The organism is Comamonas aquatica NBRC 14918 (assembly GCF_000739875.1).
Classification (GTDB): Bacteria; Pseudomonadota; Gammaproteobacteria; order Burkholderiales; family Burkholderiaceae_C; genus Comamonas; species Comamonas aquatica.
The window spans coordinates 20967-41083 of sequence record NZ_BBJR01000001.1 but is presented as its reverse complement, the minus strand read 5'-3'; the positions used below and the strand labels follow the sequence as shown (position 1 = coordinate 41083).

The following is a 20117-nucleotide window of genomic DNA, read 5'->3' as shown; positions in this document are numbered from 1 at the left end:
GGCCCGCGACGGCGGGCCTGGATGGGGTGTGCTGGATCAGCTGAAGAAGCGCTTGAGCTTGTCGGTCCAGCCTTCGCCGCTGGGCGAATGCTTGGCGCCGCCTTTTTTCAGCGACTCTTCCAGCTCGCGCAGCAGCTTGCGCTGGTACTCGGTCAGCTTGACCGGCGTTTCCACCACGATGTGGCAGTACAGGTCGCCGGGGTAGCTGGAGCGCACGCCCTTGATGCCCTTGCCGCGCAGGCGGAACTGCTTGCCCGCTTGCGTGCCTTCGGGGATGTCGATCGCCGCCTTGCCTTGCAGCGTGGGCACTTCGATCTCGCCCCCCAGGGCGGCCGTGATGAAGCTCACCGGCACCTGGCAGTGCAGATCATCACCATCGCGCTCGAAGATGTCGTGTTCGCGGATGCGGATCTCGATGTACAGGTCGCCCGGAGGGCCGCCGTTCATGCCGGGCTCGCCGTTGCCGGTGGAGCGGATGCGCATGCCGTCGTCGATGCCGGCGGGGATCTTCACTTCCAGCGTCTTCTGGCGCTTGATCTTGCCCTGGCCGCTGCAGGTGGTGCAGGGCTCGGGAATGATCTTGCCCGTGCCGCGGCAGTGGGGGCAGGTCTGCTGCACGCTGAAGAAGCCCTGGCGCATCTGCACCGAGCCATTGCCACCGCAGGTGGTGCAGGTCTTGGGGCTGGTGCCGGGCTTGGCGCCGCTGCCGTGGCAGGTGTCGCAGTTGTCCCAGCTGGGGATGCGGATCTGGGCGTCCTTGCCCTTGGCCGCTTCTTCCAGAGAAATTTCCAGGGAATAGCTCAGGTCATTGCCGCGGTACACCTGGCGGCCACCGCGTGGGCCGCCCGCGCGGCCGCCGCTGAACATGTCGCCAAAGATGTCGCCAAAGGCTTCGGCAAAACCGCCGCCGCCAAAGCCTTCACCGCCGCCCATGCCCCGGTTGGGATCGACGCCAGCATGGCCGTACTGGTCGTAGGCCGCGCGCTTTTGGCTGTCCGAGAGCATTTCGTAGGCCTCCTTGACCTCCTTGAACTGCTCTTCGGCCTGCTTCGCCTTGTCACCCTGGTTGCGGTCCGGGTGGTACTTCATGGCCAGCTTGCGGTAGGCCTTTTTGATCTCATCGTCCGAGGCCGTCTTGGCGACGCCGAGGACTTCGTAATAGTCGCGTTTGGACATGGTTGCTACAGCCAATAAAAAACAGGAACGCCGCGCAAGACCCCATCAGCTGGGGCGGCGCGGCGGCAAGCGGTCAGGAATGCCGCTGCTTCGAATTACTTCTTCACTTCCTTGACTTCGGCGTCCACGATGTCGTCATCGTTGGACCCCGCAGGCTTTTGCTGCTGCTGAGCGGCACCCGCGTCGGCGGCTGCGGCGCCACCCGCTGCACCGGCAGCTGCCTGGGCTTCGGCGTAGACCTTCTCGCCCAGCTTCTGGCTGGCGGTCATCAGGGCCGTGGTCTTGGCTTCGATGGCGTCCTTGTCCTCGCCCTTCAGGGCTTCTTCCAGTTCCTTGGTGGCGGCTTCGATGGCGTCCTTCTCGGCGGCATCCAGCTTGTCGCCGTGCTCGCCCAGGCTCTTCTTCACGCTGTGGACGGCGGCTTCACCCTGGTTGCGGGCCTGCACCAGTTCCAGCTTCTTCTTGTCGTCGGCTGCGTTCAGTTCCGCGTCCTTGACCATCTGCTGGATTTCTTCTTCCGACAGACCCGAATTGGCCTTGATGGTGATCTTGTTTTCCTTGCCGGTGCCCTTGTCCTTGGCGCCGACGTGCAGGATGCCGTTGGCGTCGATGTCGAAGCTCACCTCGATCTGGGGCACGCCACGGGGTGCGGCAGGGATGCCTTCCAGGTTGAATTCACCCAGCAGCTTGTTGCCCGAGGCCATCTCACGCTCACCCTGGAAGACCTTGATGGTCACCGCAGGCTGGTTGTCGTCCGCGGTCGAGAAGGTCTGTGCGAACTTGGTGGGGATGGTCGTGTTCTTGGTGATCATCTTGGTCATGACGCCGCCCAGGGTTTCGATACCCAGGGACAGGGGGGTCACGTCCAGCAGCAGCACGTCGGAACGGTCACCGGCCAGCACCTGGCCTTGCACGGCAGCACCCACGGCCACGGCTTCGTCGGGGTTCACGTCCTTGCGGGGGTCGCGGCCGAAGAATTCCTTGACCTTTTCCTGCACCTTGGGCATGCGGCTCATACCGCCGACCAGGATCACGTCCTGGATGTCGGACACGGAGATGCCGGCGTCCTTGATCGCGGTGCGGCAAGGGGCGATGGTGCGCTCGATCAGGTCCTCGACCAGGGCCTCCAGCTTGGAGCGGGTCAGCTTGATGTTCAGGTGCTTGGGACCGGTGGCGTCGGCCGTGATGTAAGGCAGGTTGATGTCGGTCTGTGCGGAGTTCGACAGCTCGATCTTGGCCTTTTCAGCGGCTTCCTTCAGGCGTTGCAGGGCCAGCACGTCCTTGGACAGGTCCACGCCCTGTTCCTTCTTGAACTCGCTGATGATGTAGTCGATGATGCGCTGGTCGAAGTCTTCGCCACCCAGGAAGGTGTCGCCGTTGGTCGACAGCACTTCGAACTGCTTTTCACCGTCCACGTCGGCGATTTCGATGATGGACACGTCGAACGTGCCGCCACCCAGGTCATACACGGCAATCTTGCGGTCACCGGCGCCCACCTTGTCCAGGCCGAAGGCCAGGGCGGCAGCGGTGGGTTCGTTGATGATACGCTTGACTTCCAGGCCGGCAATGCGACCGGCGTCCTTGGTGGCCTGGCGCTGGGCGTCGTTGAAGTACGCGGGCACGGTGATCACGGCCTCGGTCACGGTTTCGCCCAGGAAGTCCTCGGCGGTCTTCTTCATCTTGCGCAGCACTTCGGCGCTGATCTGGGGAGGTGCCAGCTTCTGGCCGCGCACTTCCACCCAGGCGTCGCCGTTGTCGGCCTTGGTGATGGTGAAGGGCATCAGGTCGATGTCCTTTTGCACTTCCTTTTCGTCGAACTTGCGGCCGATCAGGCGCTTGGCGGCGTAAATGGTGTTCTTGGGGTTGGTCACCGCCTGGCGCTTGGCGGAGGCGCCGACCAGGATTTCACCGTCTTCCTGGTACGCAATGATCGAAGGCGTGGTGCGCGCACCCTCGCTGTTTTCGATCACCCGGGTGGTGTTGCCTTCCATGATGGCCACGCAGCTGTTGGTGGTGCCCAAGTCAATACCGATGATTTTGCCCATTTGAAATGCTCCGAATGTTTGGTTGATTGGCTCTTAGCTAAGGGTTGTTCCCGGGGCTTCAAGCCATGGTGTCAAGATTTTTTACGTGGCCTTACTTGGGCGCTGCGACCGTCACCAGCGCGGGGCGCAGCACACGGTCGGCAATCAGGTAGCCCTTTTGCAGCACGCTGACCACGGTGTTGGCGTCCTGGTCGGCGGGGACCATGGAGATGGCTTGGTGGTGGTGGGGATCGAACTTGGTGCCCGCCGCGGGGGCGATGGTGACCACCTTGTTGCGCTCCAGCGCCTGCTGCAGCTGGCGCAGGGTGGCGTCCGAGCCCTCGCGCAGTTGCTCGGCCGTGGCGTTCTGGATGGCCAGGGCGGCGTCCAGGCTGTCGCACACGGGCAGCAGGCTTTCGGCAAAGCTTTCGATGCCGAATTTGCGCGCCTTGCTGACTTCCTCCTCGGCGCGGCGGCGCATGTTTTCGGCGTCGGCCTTGGCGCGCAGGAATTGGTCGGCCATGTCGGCGTTCTTGGCCTTGAGTTCGGCCAGTTCGGCTTGCAGGCGAGAGATTTCGTCGGCCACATTGGCAGCCATCGCAGCCTCCAGTTCCTCGGTCGAGGCGTCAACAGGGGCTGTGTGGGGCGTAGTGTGTTGTTCGGACATGTGGATAGCGTCTCAGAAGAATGAACCTTGCCAGTTCACATGGGGGTGCCTTGGCGGCTTTCAAGGGCCGGGTCACCCAAAGGGTATTGCAGGGACAAGTGTACAAGCCTGGAGAGGAGTGTCTATAATCTCGCGTTTTGCCTTGCTCCACCGCTACAGGCGCAGCGGGGGGCTTAACCCAAAAGGGAGTTTTCATGCGTCATTACGAAATCATTTTGTTGATCCATCCGGATCAAAGCGAGCAAGTTCCAGCCATGCTGGAGCGCTACAAGGGCATGATCACCGCCGGCGGCGGTGCAGTGCACCGTGAAGAAGACTGGGGCCGTCGTCAACTGGCCTACATGATCAACAAGCTCGCCAAGGCCCACTACATCTGCCTGAACATCGAAGCCGACCAGGCTGTGATGGCTGAACTGGAACACGCGTTCAAGTTCAACGATGCCGTGCTGCGTCACCTGACAGTGCAAAAGAAGAAGGCCGACACCGGCGCTTCTTCCATGATGAAGACTGTCGAGCGCGAAGAAGCCCGCAAGGCCAACCAAGCCGCTGAAGCCTAATTTCAGGCCTTCGCTTGGAGAGTGGAAAACCACGTTGTCCTGACCGCCTGTATCGATGAGTTGCCCGCTCTGCGGTACACCCCCGCCGGATTGCCCGCCTTGGATTTGCGCCTGGTGCACGAATCCTCCCAGATGGAAGCAGGCAGCCCGCGCAAGGTCTCGGCAGCTGTAAAAGCGGTGGCATTTGGTGCGTTGGCTGAGCGACTCGCCCGCCAGGCACCCGGAAGTTCTTGGAGATTCCAAGGTTTTCTGGCCACACCGCGCAACAGCAAAACCGTGGTGCTGCACATCCAGGATATTCAACAAAATTAATTTTCAAGAGGTCCAGCAATGGCCACGTTCAAGAAATTCAACAAAGACAAGCGCCCCAAGCGCAACACCCAGTCGCTGCTGTTCAAGCGCAAGCGCTTCTGCCGCTTCACCGTGGCTGGTGTGGAAGAGATCGACTACAAGGATGTCGACACCCTGCGTGACTTCATCGCCGAAAACGGCAAGATCATCCCCGCTCGCCTGACTGGCACGCGCGCCATCTACCAGCGTCAGCTGAACACTGCCATCAAGCGCGCTCGCTTCTTGGCTCTGCTGCCCTACACCGACCAGCACAAGATCTAAGGAGTCACAACCATGCAAATCATCCTGCTCGAAAAGGTTGTGAACCTGGGTAACCTGGGCGATATCGTCAAGGTCAAGGACGGCTACGCTCGCAACTTCCTGATCCCTTCGGGCCAAGCCCGTCGCGCCACGGCTGCTGCCAAGGCCGAGTTCGAAGCCAAGCGCGCCGAACTGGAAAAGGCTGCTGCCGAGAAGCTGGCTGCTGCCCAAGCCGAAGGCGAGAAGCTGAACGGCTTCACGCTGAAGCTGTCGCAAAAGGCTGGCGTGGACGGCCGTCTGTTTGGTTCCGTGACCAACCACGACATCGCTGACGCCCTGAAGGCACAAAACTTTGGCGTGCACAAGGCACAAGTGCGCATGCCCAACGGTCCCATCAAGACCGTGTCGGTTTCGACCGTGGAAGTGGCTCTGCACACCGACGTGCTGGTCGAAGTGACCGTGGAAGTGGCTGGCGAAGCTGCCTAAGCTTTCGGAAACTTTCCGACACACCAAAAGCCGCCCTCGGGCGGCTTTTGTATTTTCAGGATGAAAACAGGCGCTGGCGCTTGCTGAACCTGCGCTTGCAGCTCTTTTTATTTCAGCGGTTCCGGGGCTATCCCTGGCCGCGAAGCCCATGCCGACGCTGGGCTGCCTGCATCGGTGGATGACGGCAGCCGACGGCGGCGCTACGATGATGGGCTTGTCTTTTTGTGGGTCGACCATGTCTTCTGTGATGCCTCCGTTGGATGATGATGTTTTTGGCGCGCCGGCTGCCGCCGAGGACCAGCAGGTGGCCAAGCTGCGCCTGCCGCAGTACTCCATGGAGTCCGAGTCCAGCGTGCTGGGCGGTCTGCTGCTGGACAACAACGCCTGGGACCGGGTGGGGGACCTGCTGACCGAGCGCGATTTCTACCGCCACGAGCACCAGCAGATCTATGCCGCCATCGGCAAGCTGATCAACGACAGCAAGCCGGCCGACGTGATCACGGTCTTCGAGCACCTGCAAAGCATGGGCAAGGCCGAAGAGGTGGGGGGCATCCTCTACCTCAACCAGCTGGCCCAGTACGTGCCCAGCGCGACCAACATCCGCCGCTATGCGGAGATCGTGCGCGAGAAGGGCATCCTGCGCAAACTGCTGACGGTGAGTGATGAGATCGCCACGAATGCGCTCAACCCCCAGGGCAAGCCGGTGGAGCGCATTCTGGACGAGGCCGAGCAGAAGATCTTCGCCATCGGCGAGGAGGGCTCGCGCATGAAGCAGGGCTTCCAGAGCATGGACACCCTGGTGGGCGACCTGCTGGACCGGGTGCAGGAGATGGCGGACAACCCGGTGGATGTGACCGGCATTCCCACCGGCTTTGCCGACCTGGACCGCATGACCAGTGGCCTGCAGGCCGGCGACATGATCGTGCTGGCGGCGCGCCCGTCCATGGGTAAGACCTCGTTCGCGGTGAATATTGCCGAGCACGTGGCGCTCAACGAAGGCCTGCCGGTCGCCATCTTCTCGATGGAAATGGGCGCCGCCCAGCTGGCGGTGCGTATCGTGGGTTCGATCGGCAAGGTGAACCAGGGCAATCTGCGTACCGGCAAGCTGGAGCACGATGAGTGGGCGCGCCTGACCGAGGCGGTGGAAAAGCTCAGCCAGATCTCGCTGCACATCGACGAGACGCCGGGGCTGACGCCGTCCGAGCTGCGCGCCAATGCGCGGCGACTGGCGCGCCAGTGCGGCAAGCTGGGCTTGATCGTGGTCGACTACCTGCAGCTGATGAGTGGCTCCGGCAGTGGCGCAGGTGGTGACAACCGCGCGACCGAGCTGGGGGAAATCTCCCGGGGTCTGAAGATGCTGGCCAAGGAACTGCAGTGCCCGGTGATTGCGCTGTCGCAGCTGAACCGTTCGGTGGAGCAGCGCACCGACAAGCGCCCCATGATGTCCGACCTGCGCGAATCGGGCGCCATCGAGCAGGACGCGGACATCATCATGTTCATCTACCGCGATGACTACTACAACAAGGATTCCAAGGAGCCGAACATCGCCGAGGTCATCATCGGCAAGCAGCGTAACGGCCCCACGGGTACGGTGAAGCTGTTCTTCCAGAAGAACCAGACACGCTTCGAGAACCTGGCCATGGGCTACGACAGCGACGCCTATTGAGGGCGTGCCCGGCGCGAAAGCATGAAAAAAAAAGGGCCTTGCCACCATGGCAAGGCCCTTTTTGTTGGAGGGTGCCTCAAAAAGAGGAGCTGTCAGCGCTGGTTATTCATAGAGTTGCAGTCCTTGAAGCATTGAAACTCACGTCTATCCAGCGCAGGCTGCTTCGTTTATTGACGCAGCAAGGCGATCAGCAGCCCCAGCACGCACACGCCCAGCACGCCGCAGGCCCAGGCCAGGCGGGTGGCGCCGGTGCGCAGCAGGCCCACGGTCTGGACGATCTGTGCCTGCTGCTCGGCCATCTGCTCCAGCACCTGGGCCGAGGCGCGCTGGGCGGCCTCCAACTGCTGCACGCGGGCTTCCAGCTGTGCCACCTGCTGCAAGGCCAGTTCGCCCGCATTGCTGGGCAAGCTGGTTTGCGGTCCGGTGGAGGAGGGTGCTGACGCCATGGCATCGGCGGCCTCCTGCCCGGGGCTTTTCTTCATCAGCCCCTTGGCGGCCTTGAGCACGTGCGGTGCCGCCTGGATCACATCGGTCCATGGCACCATCTTCAGGGCCGCCACCCAGCTGATCGCCATTTACAGCACCTCGCTGGCAAAGTCCGCCAGGCGCGAGCGCTCGCCGCGCGCCAGCTGGATGTGGCCGCTGTGCGGCCAGCCCTTGAAGCGGTCCACGGCAAAGGTCAGGCCGGAGCTGCCTTCCGTCAGGTACGGGGTGTCGATCTGGCCCAGGTTGCCCATGCAAATGATTTTGGTGCCGGGGCCGGCACGGGTGATCAGGGTCTTCATCTGCTTGGGCGTCAGGTTCTGGGCCTCGTCAATGATGACGTATTTGTTCAGGAAGGTGCGGCCACGCATGAAGTTCATGCTCTTGATCTTGATGCGGCTGCGGATCAGCTCATTGGTCGCGGCACGGCCCCATTCGTTGGGGTTGCCGCCGTCGCCCTTGGCCAGGAATTCCAGGTTGTCGTCCAGGGCACCCATCCAGGGGCCCATCTTCTCTTCCTCGGTGCCGGGCAGGAAACCGATGTCCTCGCCCACGCTGACGGTGGCGCGGGTCATGATGATCTCGGTGTAGCGGCGCTCGTCCAGCACCTGGCACAGGCCGGCGGCCAGGGCCATCAGCGTCTTGCCGGTGCCGGCCGTGCCGGTCAGGGTGACGAAGTCCACCTCGGGGTCCATCAGCAGGTTCAGGGCGAAGTTCTGCTCGCGGTTGCGTGCGTTCACACCCCAGACGTTGTGCTTGCTGCTGCTGTAGTCGCGCAGGGTTTCTAGCACCACGGTCTTGTCGCGGATCTCCGTCACGCGGGCATGCAGGCTGGGCTCGCCCGGCGCTTCAAAGTACACGTACTGGTTGATCAGCATGGGCGCCGTGACGGGGCCGCTCAGGCTGTAGAAGCTGCGTCCGCCCTGCTGCCAGCTTTCGACGTTCTTGGCCTTGCGCCAGAAGTCGGCGGGCAGGGCCAGGCTGCCGGTGTACAGCAGGTCGCCGTCGTCCAGCGCCTTGTCGTTGCGGTAGTCCTCGGCCGGCAGGCCCAGGGCGCGCGCCTTGACGCGCATGTTGATGTCCTTGGACACCAGGATGACTTCCTGCTGGCCTTGCTTGGCCGCGCGCAGGGCCTGGACCACGCCCAGGATCTGGTTGTCGGCCTTGCCCTGGGGCAGGCTGGCGGGCAGGCGGTAGTCCAGCGGCACCGTCTGGAAGAACAGGTGGCCGGTGGAGCCCTTGTTGCCGCTGGCGTCCAGGCGCAGGCCAATCGCCAGATCGGCGCTCTGCTGCGCGTCCACCAGGGCATCCAGCATGCGGCTGACCTGGCGGCCGTTGCGGGCCACTTCGGTCATGCCCTTCTTGTGGGCATCCAGCTCTTCCAGCACCACCATGGGCAGGAAGATGTCGTGCTCTTCGAAGCGGAAGATGCTGGTGGGGTCGTGCAGCAGCACATTGGTGTCCAGAACAAACAGGCAGGATTGGCCCGTGCGCTTCTTGGTCGGGCGTGCCGGGTTGCTGGCGACCGCTGCGGGTGCAGCCGCCGCGGGGGTGGTGCTGCGCTTGCGGTTGCTGGCCGCGGGCGTGGCCGGTGCGGGGGCAGGGGTTGCCTTGGGCGCAGGGGCGGCCGCGGCCGCCTTTTGCTGCACGGCGGCGCGCTGCTGGGCCAGGCTTTGCGCGGCTGCCGTGGTTGCGGCACTGGCCGTGGCGGTGCTGGCGGCTTTCTTGCCGCTGCGCGCGGGCGGCGGTGTCAAGGCCGGCGCAGGCGTGCTGGCCAGGGGTGTCGGCAGCGTGTCCTCTGTGTCCGGGCTGGCGGCGGCTGTCGCGCGTCTGCTGGTACGTGCGGTGACGTCAAAGGCTTCCTTGGCTACACGGGCGGCGCGTTTGGTCGGGGCGGGAGGCAATGGCATAAGCGAGTCAGTCCTTGTGAGGGCTGTAAAAAACACAAAGCCGCCGGGCACAGGCCCAGGCGGCTTTGGAGGAGGTGGGTTTGCAATGCAGGGTCAAAACGCGCAAAGGCATGAGACCCATTATGCATGCCTTGGCGCCGACTCCGATGTCAGCGCCGTGGCGTGGTATTTCAGGCGGCTTGCTTGGCGGCGGTCTTCAGTGCCTTGACAGCCTTCAGGACTTCGTCCACGTGGCCGGGGACCTTCAGGCCGCGCCATTCCTGCACCAGGATGCCGTCGGCATTCACCAGGAAGGTGGAGCGCTCGATGCCCTTGACCTTCTTGCCGTACATGATCTTGTTCTTGACCACGCCGAACATGTGGCACATCTTTTCTTCGGTGTCGGCGATCAGCTCGAAGGGCAGTTCCAGCTTTTCCTTGAAGTCGTCGTGCGACTTCATGTTGTCGCGCGACACGCCGAACACCACGGCACCGGCCTTTTCAAAGTCCTTGAACTTGTCGCGGAACTGCATGGCCTCGGTGGTGCAGCCAGGGGTGTTGTCCTTCGGGTAGAAGTACAGAATCACAATCTGGCCGGTGTGCGAGGTGTTGGATACCTTCACGCCACCTGTCGCGTTGGCTTCAAATTCGGGAAGGGGTTTGTTGACAACGATCGCCATGCGCTTTGATCTCTCGGGAGTAGTCGTTGGAATGCCGAGGGGTGTAGGGTGTGTATTGCTTTTATGGGTAGGTACGCCCCCGACCGCAACCTGGGATTTTACCCCGAAACGCGAATTTTGACGAGCCCCGTGCGGATATTACTCCAAGAGCAGTGCGGCTATCACATTGCGGCCTTCTGCGGCCAGCACGTTGTAGGTGCGGCAGGCGGCGTGGGTGTCCATGGTCTCCAGTCCGATGCGTTTGTGCATCAGCGGTTGCAGCCAGGAGGGGTGCACGAAACGCAACTTGCTGCCGGAGCCGAAGATGATGAGTTCGGCGTTGAGTTCGGCCAGTGCGGCGAAGTGCTGGGGCGTGAGCGAGGCGAAGTCCGTGCAGTCCCAGGGGCGTAGGAAGCCGCTGGCGCCCAGCAGCAGGTTGCCGCGGTGTTCCTGCTTGTTGACGGTCAGCCAGCCGGGGCCGTACCCCGTGACCATTTGCACGTCGGAGTGGTCAGCGTGGAGTTTCATGGAGGGGGGTCCTTGTGGTGGCGGCGTGGGTCAGGGCGCTGCCTGGTATACCGGGAGCATGGGCACCGCATTTTGCGGGGAGGGCGGCCGGCCGAAGTGTGGTCAAATTATAGGTTTCACCGGGGCGCGGGCGCGCCTTGGCGCTGTTGAAGCAATAGGTGGCATATTTCCATGAAGACTGTCCAAAAATCCGCAAAGCTGTCCAACGTCTGCTATGACATCCGAGGGCCGATCATGGATGCGGCCAAGCAGATGGAAGAGGACGGTCACAAGATCATCAAGCTGAACATCGGCAATCTGGCGGTGTTCGGCTTCGATGCCCCCGAGGAAGTGCAGCAGGACATGATCCGCAACCTGCCCAACTCGGCCGGCTATTCCGACAGCAAGGGCATCTTCGCGGCGCGCAAGGCCGTGATGCACGAAACCCAGCGCCAGGGCATCAAGGGTGTGACGCTGGACGACATTTACCTGGGCAACGGCGCCTCCGAGCTGATCGCCCTGGCCACCAACGCCTTGCTGGACAACGGCGACGAGATGTTGCTGCCGGCGCCCGACTATCCGTTGTGGACGGCCGTGACCAGCCTGTCCGGTGGCACACCCGTGCACTACATGTGCGACGAGGACAACGGCTGGATGCCGAATCTCCAGGACATCCGCGCCAAGATCACACCCCGCACCAAGGCCATCGTGGTCATCAACCCCAACAACCCCACGGGTGCGCTGTACTCCAAGGAATTGCTGCTGGAGATCCTGCAGCTGGCGCGCGAGCATGGGCTGGTGGTGTTTGCCGACGAGGTCTACGACAAGGTGCTGTACGACGACGTCAAGCACACGCCCCTGGGCAGCCTGTCCGCCGACGTGCTGACCATCACCTTCAACTCCCTGTCCAAGGCCTACCGCAGCTGCGGCTACCGCGCCGGCTGGATGGTGATCTCCGGCGACAAGAAGCCCGCCAAGGATTACATCGAGGGCCTGAACATGCTCTCCAACATGCGCCTGTGCGCCAATGTGCCCGGCCAGTGGGCCGTGCAGACGGCCCTGGGCGGTCACCAGAGCATTGACGAGCTGGTCAAGGAAGGCGGCCGCCTGCGCGTGCAGCGCGATGTGGCCTGGGAGCTGATCAACTCCATCCCCGGCGTGTCCTGCGTCAAGCCCAAGGCCGCGCTGTACATGTTCCCGCGCCTGGACCCCGAGATCTACCCCATCAAGGACGACCAGGAATTCTTCCTCGAAGTGCTGCAGGAAACCAAGGTCATGCTGGTGCAGGGCACGGGCTTCAATTGGCCCAATCCCGACCACTTCCGCATCGTCTTCCTGCCGCACGAGCCCGATCTGCGCGAGGCCATCAACCGCCTGGCTACCTTCCTGGCCAAGTACCGCCAGCGCCATGGCACGGACAAGCTGCTGAACAAGCCGGCCGCCAAATCCAAACCCAAGGCCGACGCTGCGGCCTAAGCATTTTTGATAGCTGTAAGCGCAGACCCCATAAGCGCTGCAGCCCTTTTTGACGTGAAAGCGTAATGAGACTATGAAACCGATCCAAGTAGGCCTGTTGGGCATTGGCACCGTGGGCAGCGGCACTTTCAACGTGCTGCAGCGCAACCAGGAAGAGATCCGCCGCCGCGCGGGTCGTGGCATTGAGATTGCCATGGTGGCCGACTTGGATACCACGCGCGCCAAGCAAGTCGTCGGTGATGCCGTCCAGGTGGTGGGCGATGCCCGCGCCATCATCGCCAACCCCGACATCGACGTGGTGGTCGAGCTGATCGGCGGCTACGGCATCGCCAAGGCCCTGGTGCTGGAAGCGATTGCCGCGGGCAAGCACGTGGTGACCGCCAACAAGGCGCTGCTGGCCGTGCACGGCTCCGAAATCTTCAAGGCGGCGGCCGAAAAGGGCGTGATCGTGGCCTACGAAGCCGCCGTGGCCGGTGGCATCCCCATCATCAAGGCGCTGCGCGAAGGCCTGACCGCCAACCAGATCCAGTGGGTGGCCGGCATCATCAACGGCACGACCAACTTCATCCTGTCCGAAATGCGCGACAAGGGCCTGGACTTCGACGTGGTGCTGAAAGAAGCACAACGCCTGGGCTATGCCGAAGCCGATCCCACCTTCGATATCGAAGGCGTGGACGCCGCGCACAAGGCCACGCTGATGAGCGCGATTGCCTTTGGCATCCCCGTGCAGTTCGACAAGGCCTATGTGGAAGGCATCACCAAGCTGGCGGGCGCCGACATCAAGTACGCCGAACAGCTGGGCTACCGCATCAAGCTGCTGGGCATCACCAAGCGCACGGACAAGGGCATCGAGCTGCGTGTGCACCCCTCGCTGGTGCCCTCCAAGCGCCTGATCGCCAACGTCGAAGGCGCGATGAACGCCGTGGTGGTGAACGGCGACGCCGTGGGCACCACGTTGTACTACGGCAAGGGCGCGGGCTCCGAGCCCACTGCGTCGGCCGTGATTGCCGACCTGGTGGACATCGCCCGCCTGCACGGCGCGGACCTTGCCCACAGCGTGCCGCCCCTGGCCTTCCAAAGCAGCACCCTGGGTGCTGCCGGCAAGGAACTGCCCGTGCTGCCCATGGCCGAGGTGGTCACCAGCTACTACCTGCGCATCCGCGTGGCCGATGAGGCCGGTGTGCTGGCCAAGATCACCACGCTGCTGGCCAATGCCGGCATCAGCATCGACGCCGTGCTGCAGCGCGAAGCCGATGAAGTGGGCGGCGAAGGTTCGACCCAGACCGACCTGATCATCCTGACCCACGACACGCGCGAAGGCGATATGGACAAGGCGCTGGCTGAAATCCAGGGGCTGCCCACCGTGCTGGCGCCGATCACGCGCATCCGCAAAGAAGAGCTGAACTAAGCGCTCCCCCTGAGGCGCTGTGCGCCTTCCCCCTCGCTGGCGCTGCGCGCTGGAGGGGGACGACACCAGTGCGGCGGAGCGGCCTTTGCGCGGTGTCCCCAGCGAAAGTTGGCGTGGACACTGTGTTGGGGCTTTTGATTCGAATATTGACGAGGAAGCACCATGCTTTATCTGTCCACCCGCGGTCATGCCGACCGCAAACGCTTTTGCGACATCCTGCTCGAAGGCTTGGCGCCCGATGGCGGCCTGTACCTGCCGGTCGAGTACCCCCAGATCGACGATGCGAAGCTGACCCAGCTGCGCACCACGCTGGCCACCCAGGGCTATGCCGCGCTGGCGTTCGAGATCCTGTCGCTGTACATCGACGACATCCCTGCCGACGACCTGCGCGCCCTGTGCGCCAAGACGTACACCCAGGAAGTCTTTGGCACCGAGGCCATCGTGCCCGTGCGCACGCTGGAAGGCAATTTGCGGATTGAAGCCCTGTCCAACGGCCCCACGCTGGCCTTCAAGGACATGGCCATGCAGCTGCTGGGCAACCTGTTCGAGTACGAGCTGACCCGCCGTGGCGAAACGCTGAACATCCTGGGCGCCACCTCCGGCGACACCGGCAGCGCGGCCGAGTACGCCATGCGCGGCAAGCAGGGTGTGCGCGTGTTCATGACCAGCCCCCACGGCCGCATGAGCCCCTTCCAGCAGGCGCAGATGTTCAGCCTGCAGGACGCCAACATCCACAACATCGCCATCGAAGGCGTGTTCGACGACTGCCAGGACATCGTCAAGGCCGTGTCCAACGACCACGCCTTCAAGGCCAAGTACAAGATCGGCACCGTCAACTCCATCAACTGGGCGCGTCTGCTGGCCCAGGTGGTGTACTACTTTGCCGGCTACCTGCAGGCGACGGCCCGCAACGAAGAGAAGGTCAGCTTCACCGTGCCTTCGGGCAACTTCGGCAACATCTGCGCCGGCCATGTGGCGCGCCAGATGGGCCTGCCGATTGCCCAGCTGGTGGTTGCCACCAACGAGAACGACGTGCTGGACGAATTCTTCCGCACCGGCGTCTACCAGGTGCGCGGCGCGGTCAACACCTACGAGACCTCCAGCCCGTCCATGGACATTTCCAAGGCCAGTAATTTCGAGCGCTTTGTGTTCGACCTGGTCGGCCGGGATGGCGCGCGCACCCAGGCGCTGTTTGCCGAAGGCGTAGCCAAGCAAGGCAAGTTCGACCTGAGCCAGGACGCCTGCTTCCAGGATGCGGCCCTGAAGTACGGCTTTGTCAGCGGCAAGAGCACGCACGCCGACCGTTTGGCTACCATCAAGGACTGCTACCAGCGTCTGGGCCAGATGATCGACACCCACACCGCCGACGGCGTGAAGGTGGCCCGTGAGCACCTGCGCCACGAGCCCATGCTGGTGCTGGAAACCGCCCTGCCGATCAAGTTCGCGGCCACCATCGAGGAAGCCCTGGGCCGCCAGCCCGAGCGTCCCGCCAAGTTCGACGGCATCGAAGACCTGCCCAAGCGTGTGGTGGTCATGCCGGCGGATGTGGAAAAGGTCAAAGCCTATATTCAGCAGCACTGCGACTGAGCCTGGGCTTTAGGCATGAAACTGAGCGCCGGCGCTTGTTCCACAAGCGCCGGTTGCTATTTGGAAGAGAGCACAACGCATGAAAGCCTTGGGCTTTGCCGCTTACTCCGGCGCCGGCAAGACCACCCTGCTGGAGCACCTGATCGCCGCACTGCGTGCGCGTGGGCAGACCGTGTCCACCATCAAGCACGCCCACCACGACGTGGACATCGACCTGCCGGGCAAGGACAGCTGGCGCCACCGCCAGGCCGGTGCCCAGGAGGTGCTGCTGGTCTGCGACCGGCGCCTGGCCCTGGTGCGCGAGTTCAGCACCGCGCAGGACCTGGACGTGCATGCCATGCTGGCCGAGCTGAGCCCCCAGGTCGACTGGGTGCTGATCGAAGGCTTCAAACACGGCGACCTGCCCAAGGTGGAAATCTGGCGCCAGCCCGACCCCGCCAGTGGCAAGCCCGCCAAGCCCCTGCGCTTTCCCGAGGATCCGCATGTGGTGGCGCTGGCCACCGACGATGCGGCGGCCCTGCCTCAGCAGCCGCCGGCCCATGTGCAGTTGCTCGACATGAACCAGCCCGCACAGATCGCGGACTGGATGCTGGCCAATGCCAGCCGTTTTGAATACCGTCGCCCACAAGGAGAGCACGCGTGAAGCCCCAAGCCCTGACCACCCTGGACGAAGCCCTGGCCGCCGTACTGGCCCAGGCCCTGCCGCTGGGCGTGGAGCATGTCGACCTGTTCAACGCCGATGGCCGCGTGCTGCGTGCCGATTGCACCTCGGCCCTGCAGGTGCCACCCCAGGACAACTCCGCCATGGATGGCTACGCCGTGCGCGTGGCCGACCTCCCCGCCGCTGGCGTGGCCCTGCCCGTGAGCCAGCGCATCCCTGCCGGCCATGTCGGCACCGAACTGCAGCCCGGCAGCGTGGCCCGCATCTTCACCGGCGCCCCCGTGCCCCCCGGTGCCGACGCGGTGCTGATGCAGGAAGACACCACCGTGCTGACAGACGGCCGCGTGCAGTTCAACGCGGTGCCCAAGCCGGGCCAGAACATTCGCCGTGCGGGCGAAGATATTGCCCTGGCCAGCACCGTGCTGGCCGCCGGCACGCGCTTGACGCCCGCCGCCATCGGACTGGCCGCCAGCATCGGCATGGCCACGCTGCCCGTGGGCCGCAAGCCGCGCGTGGCGCTGTTCTCCACGGGGGACGAGCTGGTGCTGCCCGGCACCGTGGCTCCGCAGGACATGCGCCCCGGCAGCATCTACAACAGCAACCGCTACTTCCTGCGCGCGCTGCTGCAGCGCCTGGGCTGCGAGGTGGTGGATGGCGGCATCCTGCCCGACCACCGCGCGCAGACCGTCGAGGCCATTCACCGCGTGGCCCAGGACTGCGACCTGGTACTGTCCAGCGCCGGCGTGTCCGTGGGCGAGGAAGACCACGTCAAGCCGGCCGTGGAGCAGCAGGGCAAGTTGAACCTGTGGATGATTTCCATGAAGCCCGGCAAGCCGTTTGCGTATGGCCAGGTGTTCCGCAACGGCCAGGATGCCAGCCAGGGCGTGGCGCATTTCATGGGCCTGCCCGGCAACCCGGTCTCCAGCTTCATCACCTTCCTGCTGCTGGTGCGGCCCTTTGTCCTGCGCCTGCAAGGCCTGCAGGACGTCGCCCCCAGGGCCACGACGGTCACCGCGCAGTTCGCCTGGCCCAAGCTGGAAAAGCGCCGCGAGTTCCTGCGCGCGCGCCACGATGGACAAGGGGGGCTGCAGCTGTTTGGCAACCAGGGCTCGGGCGTGCTGACCTCGACCGTGTGGGGCGATGGCCTGATCGACAACCCGCCGCTGACGCCCATCCAGCCCGGCGACAGCGTGCGCTTCATCCCCTTCACCGAGTTGATGTGAGCATCCCGGAGAGCAACTCTATGAATATCACCGTGCGTTACTTTGCCTCCATCCGCGAGGCCATGGGCACCGGCAGCGAAGCGCTGCAGACCAGTGCCACCACCGTGGGGGCGCTGCGCGAGGCGCTGATGGCCCGCAGCCCCGCGGCTGCGGCCGCCCTGGCCCCGGGCAAGGCCGTGCGCATGGCCCTGAACCAGGACCTGTGCCAGGGCGATGCGCCCCTGAAGGCCGGCGATGAAGTCGCGTTCTTTCCCCCTGTCACCGGGGGCTGAGCCATGAACGATGCTCCCAAGCAGGTGGATGCCGCCATCAGCCGCCGCACGCGCCAGGCGCTGAGCGAGGCCAAGGCCCGCGGTGTGCAACTGGGCAAGGCCGGCGCGGACAACCTGCGCGCCACGGTGGAAAAGCGCAAGAGCGCCGCAGACGCTTTTGCCAAGCAGCACGCAGCGCTGTTTGCCGAATTCGTGGCGCAGGGCCTGACGCACCGCAAGATGGCCGAGCTGCTCAACGCGCGCGGCATTCCCGCCGCCAAGGGCGGGCCGTGGACCCACGGCCAGGTGCAGCGCATCCTGAACCGTTACGCCGACTGGGCCCAGGCCGCTTCGGCCTGACGGCGACCCGGCGCGCGCCTGCGGGTGCCTGGCTGTGGTTGCTCCAGGCCCTGCGCCCCGGCGTGGGCCAGCCAAAAAAAGCCATCCCCATGTGGCTCGGGGATGGCTTGGGGGCTGCGTTCTGTGGCGGGGATTAGGTGGCGCTGATGCCCTTGGCCTTGACGATGGCGCTCCAGCGCTCGTAGTCCTTGTTCAGGCGCGCCTGCATCTGCTTGCCGTCCTGGAACGAGGCGATCGCGCCGGCCGTCAGCAGCTTTTGCTGCAGTTCCTTGTCCTTGGCCACGATGTCGCGCGTCTCGCTGGCGATGCGGTCAAGAATGGCTTGGGGCGTGCCCAGGGGGGCAATCAGGCCACCCCAGGAGTCGAAGTCAAAGCCCGGGAAGCCTTGTTCGGACACGGTCCTGGTCTTGGGCAGCAAGGCCTTGGCGTTGGGCGAGCTGAGGGCGATGGCCTTGAGCTTGCCGGCATGGATGTGGGGCAGGGCCGCCACCACGTCGGCAAACATGATGCCGATCTGCCCGCCCAGCAGGTCCGCCACGGCCGGGGCGCTGCCACGGTAGGGCACGTGCATCAGGTCGAACTTGCCCAGTTCCTTGAGCTGCTCCATCGCCAGGTGGCCGAAGCTGCCGGTGCCCGAGCTGGTGAAGTTCAGCGGCTCCTTGCTCTCCTTGATGAAACGGATCAGGCCGGCCAGGTCGTCCACGCCCGGAATCACCGCGGGGTTGACCACGATCGCCATGGGCAGGTCGTAGACGGTGGCGACGGCGGCGAAGTCCTTGGTCACGTCGTAGGCATTGTTCTTGTACATCAGCGGTGCCAGCAGGGCCGGCATGCCGAACATGGACAGGTTGTAGCCGTCGGCCGGGCTCTTGATGAAGCTGGCGGTGCCGATGGAGCCGGAGGCGCCGGGCTTGTTCTCGATGATGATCTGCTGGCCCAGGCGCTCACTCAGCTTCTGCGCCACGATGCGCGCCGCCGTGTCGGTGGGGCCGCCCGCGGGGAAGGCCACGACCATCTTGATGATCTTGCTGGGCCAGGCGCCCTGGGCCCGGCTGTAGCCGGTCCAGCCCAGCAGCGGGGCGGCGGCACTCCAGGCCAGCAACTGGCGGCGGCGGATGGATGAGGGGTTCATGCGATGTCTCCTTGTTGTACAAACACGGGCGTCAGATGACGCCGTTTTCCTGCAATGCGGCCAGGGCCGCGGTGTCCAGCTGCAGCAGCTCCTGCAGCACGCTGTGGGTGTGCTCGCCCAGGTGCGGGGGCGGGCGGCGCACGGGCAGGCGTTGGCCGTCCATGGCATAGGGCGGGGCCAGCACGGCCTGGGTGCCGGCTTCGGCATCGTCGTAGCGGTGCAGCAGGCCGGCCTGGGCGGTGCGCTCGGACTGCAGCGCGTCCAGCATGCCCAGCACCTCGCCGCAGGGAATCTGCGCGCGCACCAGGCGCTCCAGCAGCTCGGCCCGCGTGAAGCCCTGCAGGGCCTGGCGGATCTGCGGCAGCAGCAGCTCGCGGTGGGTCGAGCGGCCGGTGTTGGTGGCAAAGCGCTCGTCGGCCGCCCAGTCGGGGCGCTGGATCACGTCCTGGCAAAAGCGCTGGAACTGGCCGTTGTTGCCCACGGTGATGACCAGCGGGCCGTCGGCGGCCTCGAACACGCCGTAGGGCACGATGGACGGGTGGGCATTGCCGAACTTGGGCGGGTCCCCGTCCTTGAGCAGGGCTTCCATGCCGTAGTAGGAGGTGATCATCACCCCGCAGTCGTACAGGGCCATCTGCACATGGCGGCCCTGGCCGCTGTGCTGGCGGGCGAACAGGGCCGCCAGGATGGCCTGGGCGGAGTACATGCCCGTGAACATGTCCACGGCGGCCACGCCGAACTTCAGCGGGCCCTGGCCGTATTCGCCATTGGTGGCCATGACCCCCGATTCGCCCTGCACCACCAGGTCGTAGCCGGGGCGCTGGGCCTCGGGCGTGAAGCGGGCATAGCCCGAGATCGAGCAGTACACCAGCCGCGGGTTCAGTGCCTGCAGCTGCTCATAGCCCAGGCCCAGCTTTTCGGCGCCGCCGACCTTGAAGTTCTGGATCACCACGTCGCACTGCGCCGCCAGGTCCTTGGCGATCTGCGCGCCTTGCGGGCTTTGCAGGTCCAGGGTGATGGAGCGTTTGTTGCGGTTGGCGCTGTTGAAGTAGGAGGTGTTGCGCGTGCCGACGCGCACGCCCCAGTCGCGGGTGTCGTCGCCGCGGGCCGGGTGCTCGACCTTGATGACGTCGGCGCCCAGGTCGGCCAGGGCCATGGCGCACATGGGGCCGGCCAGCACGCGGGACAGGTCAAGGACGCGGACCCCCGCCAGGGGGAGGGGGGCTGCGTGGATGGATGCAGGCATGGGTGTGGGTCTCCGTCAGGGTGGCCTGTCGCAACTGCGGCGGCCATCGCATAGTGCTTGCATTGTCG

Annotated in this window: 21 protein-coding genes; 12 read left to right on the top strand and 9 right to left on the bottom strand. The window is 64.5% G+C overall.

Translation table 11 applies throughout. The features are described from left to right. Positions 1-36: 36 nt before the first annotated feature. The 3 genes from dnaJ to grpE form a co-directional block, all read right to left on the bottom strand. Entirely contained in the window at positions 37-1176 is a 1140-nt protein-coding gene (dnaJ, locus tag CA2_RS00200; protein WP_042411237.1) for a molecular chaperone DnaJ, read from the bottom strand. A gap of 95 nt (positions 1177-1271) precedes the next feature. Continuing rightward, entirely contained in the window at positions 1272-3221 is a 1950-nt protein-coding gene (gene dnaK, locus CA2_RS00195) for a molecular chaperone DnaK (RefSeq protein WP_042411235.1), read from the bottom strand. 91 nt (positions 3222-3312) lie between these two features. Then, entirely contained in the window at positions 3313-3867 is a 555-nt protein-coding gene (gene grpE / locus CA2_RS00190) for a nucleotide exchange factor GrpE (RefSeq protein ID WP_042411231.1), read from the bottom strand. Between the two features lie 194 nt (positions 3868-4061). On the opposite strand from grpE, the gene rpsF reads away from it, so the two are divergent. From rpsF to dnaB, 5 genes are all read left to right on the top strand, one after another. Beyond that, positions 4062-4424, top strand: coding sequence for a 30S ribosomal protein S6 (gene rpsF, locus CA2_RS00185; protein WP_042411228.1), 363 nt, complete (start codon positions 4062-4064; stop codon positions 4422-4424). 21 nt (positions 4425-4445) lie between these two features. Further along, complete coding sequence (priB, locus tag CA2_RS17345; RefSeq protein WP_045267300.1) at positions 4446-4736, top strand: primosomal replication protein N; 291 nt, start codon at positions 4446-4448, stop codon at positions 4734-4736. An 18-nt stretch (positions 4737-4754) separates the two neighbouring features. Continuing rightward, a complete protein-coding gene (gene rpsR / locus CA2_RS00180; RefSeq protein WP_042411225.1) occupies positions 4755-5036 on the top strand; it encodes a 30S ribosomal protein S18 in 282 nt (93 codons plus the stop codon). Positions 5037-5048: 12 nt separating this feature from the next. Beyond that, positions 5049-5501, top strand: coding sequence for a 50S ribosomal protein L9 (gene rplI, locus CA2_RS00175; protein ID WP_042411223.1), 453 nt, complete (start codon positions 5049-5051; stop codon positions 5499-5501). Between the two features lie 235 nt (positions 5502-5736). Continuing rightward, the gene (dnaB, locus tag CA2_RS00170; RefSeq protein ID WP_042411221.1) at positions 5737-7167 is read left to right on the top strand and encodes a replicative DNA helicase; all 1431 of its coding nucleotides are present in this window, start codon (positions 5737-5739) and stop codon (positions 7165-7167) included. 167 nt (positions 7168-7334) lie between these two features. Here the strand turns inward: dnaB and CA2_RS00165 are convergent, their stop codons facing one another. The 4 genes from CA2_RS00165 to CA2_RS00150 all read right to left on the bottom strand — a co-directional run bounded on the left by CA2_RS00165 (position 7335) and on the right by CA2_RS00150 (position 10726). Next, positions 7335-7742: a hypothetical protein gene (locus tag CA2_RS00165; RefSeq protein ID WP_042411217.1), complete on the bottom strand. Its 408-nt coding sequence runs from the start codon at positions 7740-7742 to the stop codon at positions 7335-7337. Continuing rightward, positions 7743-9560 carry a PhoH family protein gene (locus CA2_RS00160; RefSeq protein WP_042411214.1) on the bottom strand — a complete coding sequence of 606 codons (1818 nt, stop codon included), beginning with the start codon at positions 9558-9560 and terminating at the stop codon, positions 7743-7745. It abuts the gene before it with no gap. A 170-nt stretch (positions 9561-9730) separates the two neighbouring features. Beyond that, positions 9731-10219, bottom strand: a complete 489-nt coding sequence (locus CA2_RS00155) for a peroxiredoxin (RefSeq protein ID WP_042411211.1) — start codon at positions 10217-10219, stop codon at positions 9731-9733. A 138-nt stretch (positions 10220-10357) separates the two neighbouring features. Beyond that, positions 10358-10726, bottom strand: coding sequence for an Mth938-like domain-containing protein (locus CA2_RS00150; protein WP_042411208.1), 369 nt, complete (start codon positions 10724-10726; stop codon positions 10358-10360). 171 nt (positions 10727-10897) lie between these two features. Between CA2_RS00150 and CA2_RS00145 the strand changes: the two genes are divergently transcribed. From CA2_RS00145 to CA2_RS00115, 7 genes are all read left to right on the top strand, one after another. Further along, on the top strand, positions 10898-12181 hold the full coding sequence (locus tag CA2_RS00145; RefSeq protein ID WP_042411205.1) for a pyridoxal phosphate-dependent aminotransferase: 1284 nt from the start codon (positions 10898-10900) through the stop codon (positions 12179-12181). 73 nt (positions 12182-12254) lie between these two features. Beyond that, on the top strand, positions 12255-13589 hold the full coding sequence (locus CA2_RS00140) for a homoserine dehydrogenase (protein ID WP_042411203.1): 1335 nt from the start codon (positions 12255-12257) through the stop codon (positions 13587-13589). A 162-nt stretch (positions 13590-13751) separates the two neighbouring features. Further along, positions 13752-15176, top strand: a complete 1425-nt coding sequence (gene thrC, locus CA2_RS00135) for a threonine synthase (RefSeq protein ID WP_042411201.1) — start codon at positions 13752-13754, stop codon at positions 15174-15176. A 79-nt stretch (positions 15177-15255) separates the two neighbouring features. Then, positions 15256-15819, top strand: a complete 564-nt coding sequence (gene mobB / locus CA2_RS00130) for a molybdopterin-guanine dinucleotide biosynthesis protein B (protein ID WP_042411199.1) — start codon at positions 15256-15258, stop codon at positions 15817-15819. Continuing rightward, entirely contained in the window at positions 15816-17060 is a 1245-nt protein-coding gene (locus CA2_RS00125) for a molybdopterin molybdotransferase MoeA (RefSeq protein WP_042411197.1), read from the top strand. Before mobB ends, CA2_RS00125 begins: the two co-directional genes overlap by 4 nt. A gap of 20 nt (positions 17061-17080) precedes the next feature. Continuing rightward, entirely contained in the window at positions 17081-17332 is a 252-nt protein-coding gene (gene moaD, locus CA2_RS00120; protein WP_042411193.1) for a molybdopterin converting factor subunit 1, read from the top strand. A 3-nt stretch (positions 17333-17335) separates the two neighbouring features. Beyond that, entirely contained in the window at positions 17336-17671 is a 336-nt protein-coding gene (locus CA2_RS00115) for a recombinase family protein (protein WP_042411191.1), read from the top strand. Positions 17672-17804: 133 nt separating this feature from the next. Here the strand turns inward: CA2_RS00115 and CA2_RS00110 are convergent, their stop codons facing one another. Beyond that, positions 17805-18803 (bottom strand): Bug family tripartite tricarboxylate transporter substrate binding protein, encoded by a 999-nt coding sequence (locus CA2_RS00110; RefSeq protein ID WP_042411189.1) that lies wholly within the window; start codon positions 18801-18803, stop codon positions 17805-17807. Positions 18804-18834: 31 nt separating this feature from the next. Beyond that, on the bottom strand, positions 18835-20049 hold the full coding sequence (locus tag CA2_RS00105) for a CaiB/BaiF CoA transferase family protein (RefSeq protein ID WP_042411187.1): 1215 nt from the start codon (positions 20047-20049) through the stop codon (positions 18835-18837). Positions 20050-20117: the final 68 nt, after the last annotated feature.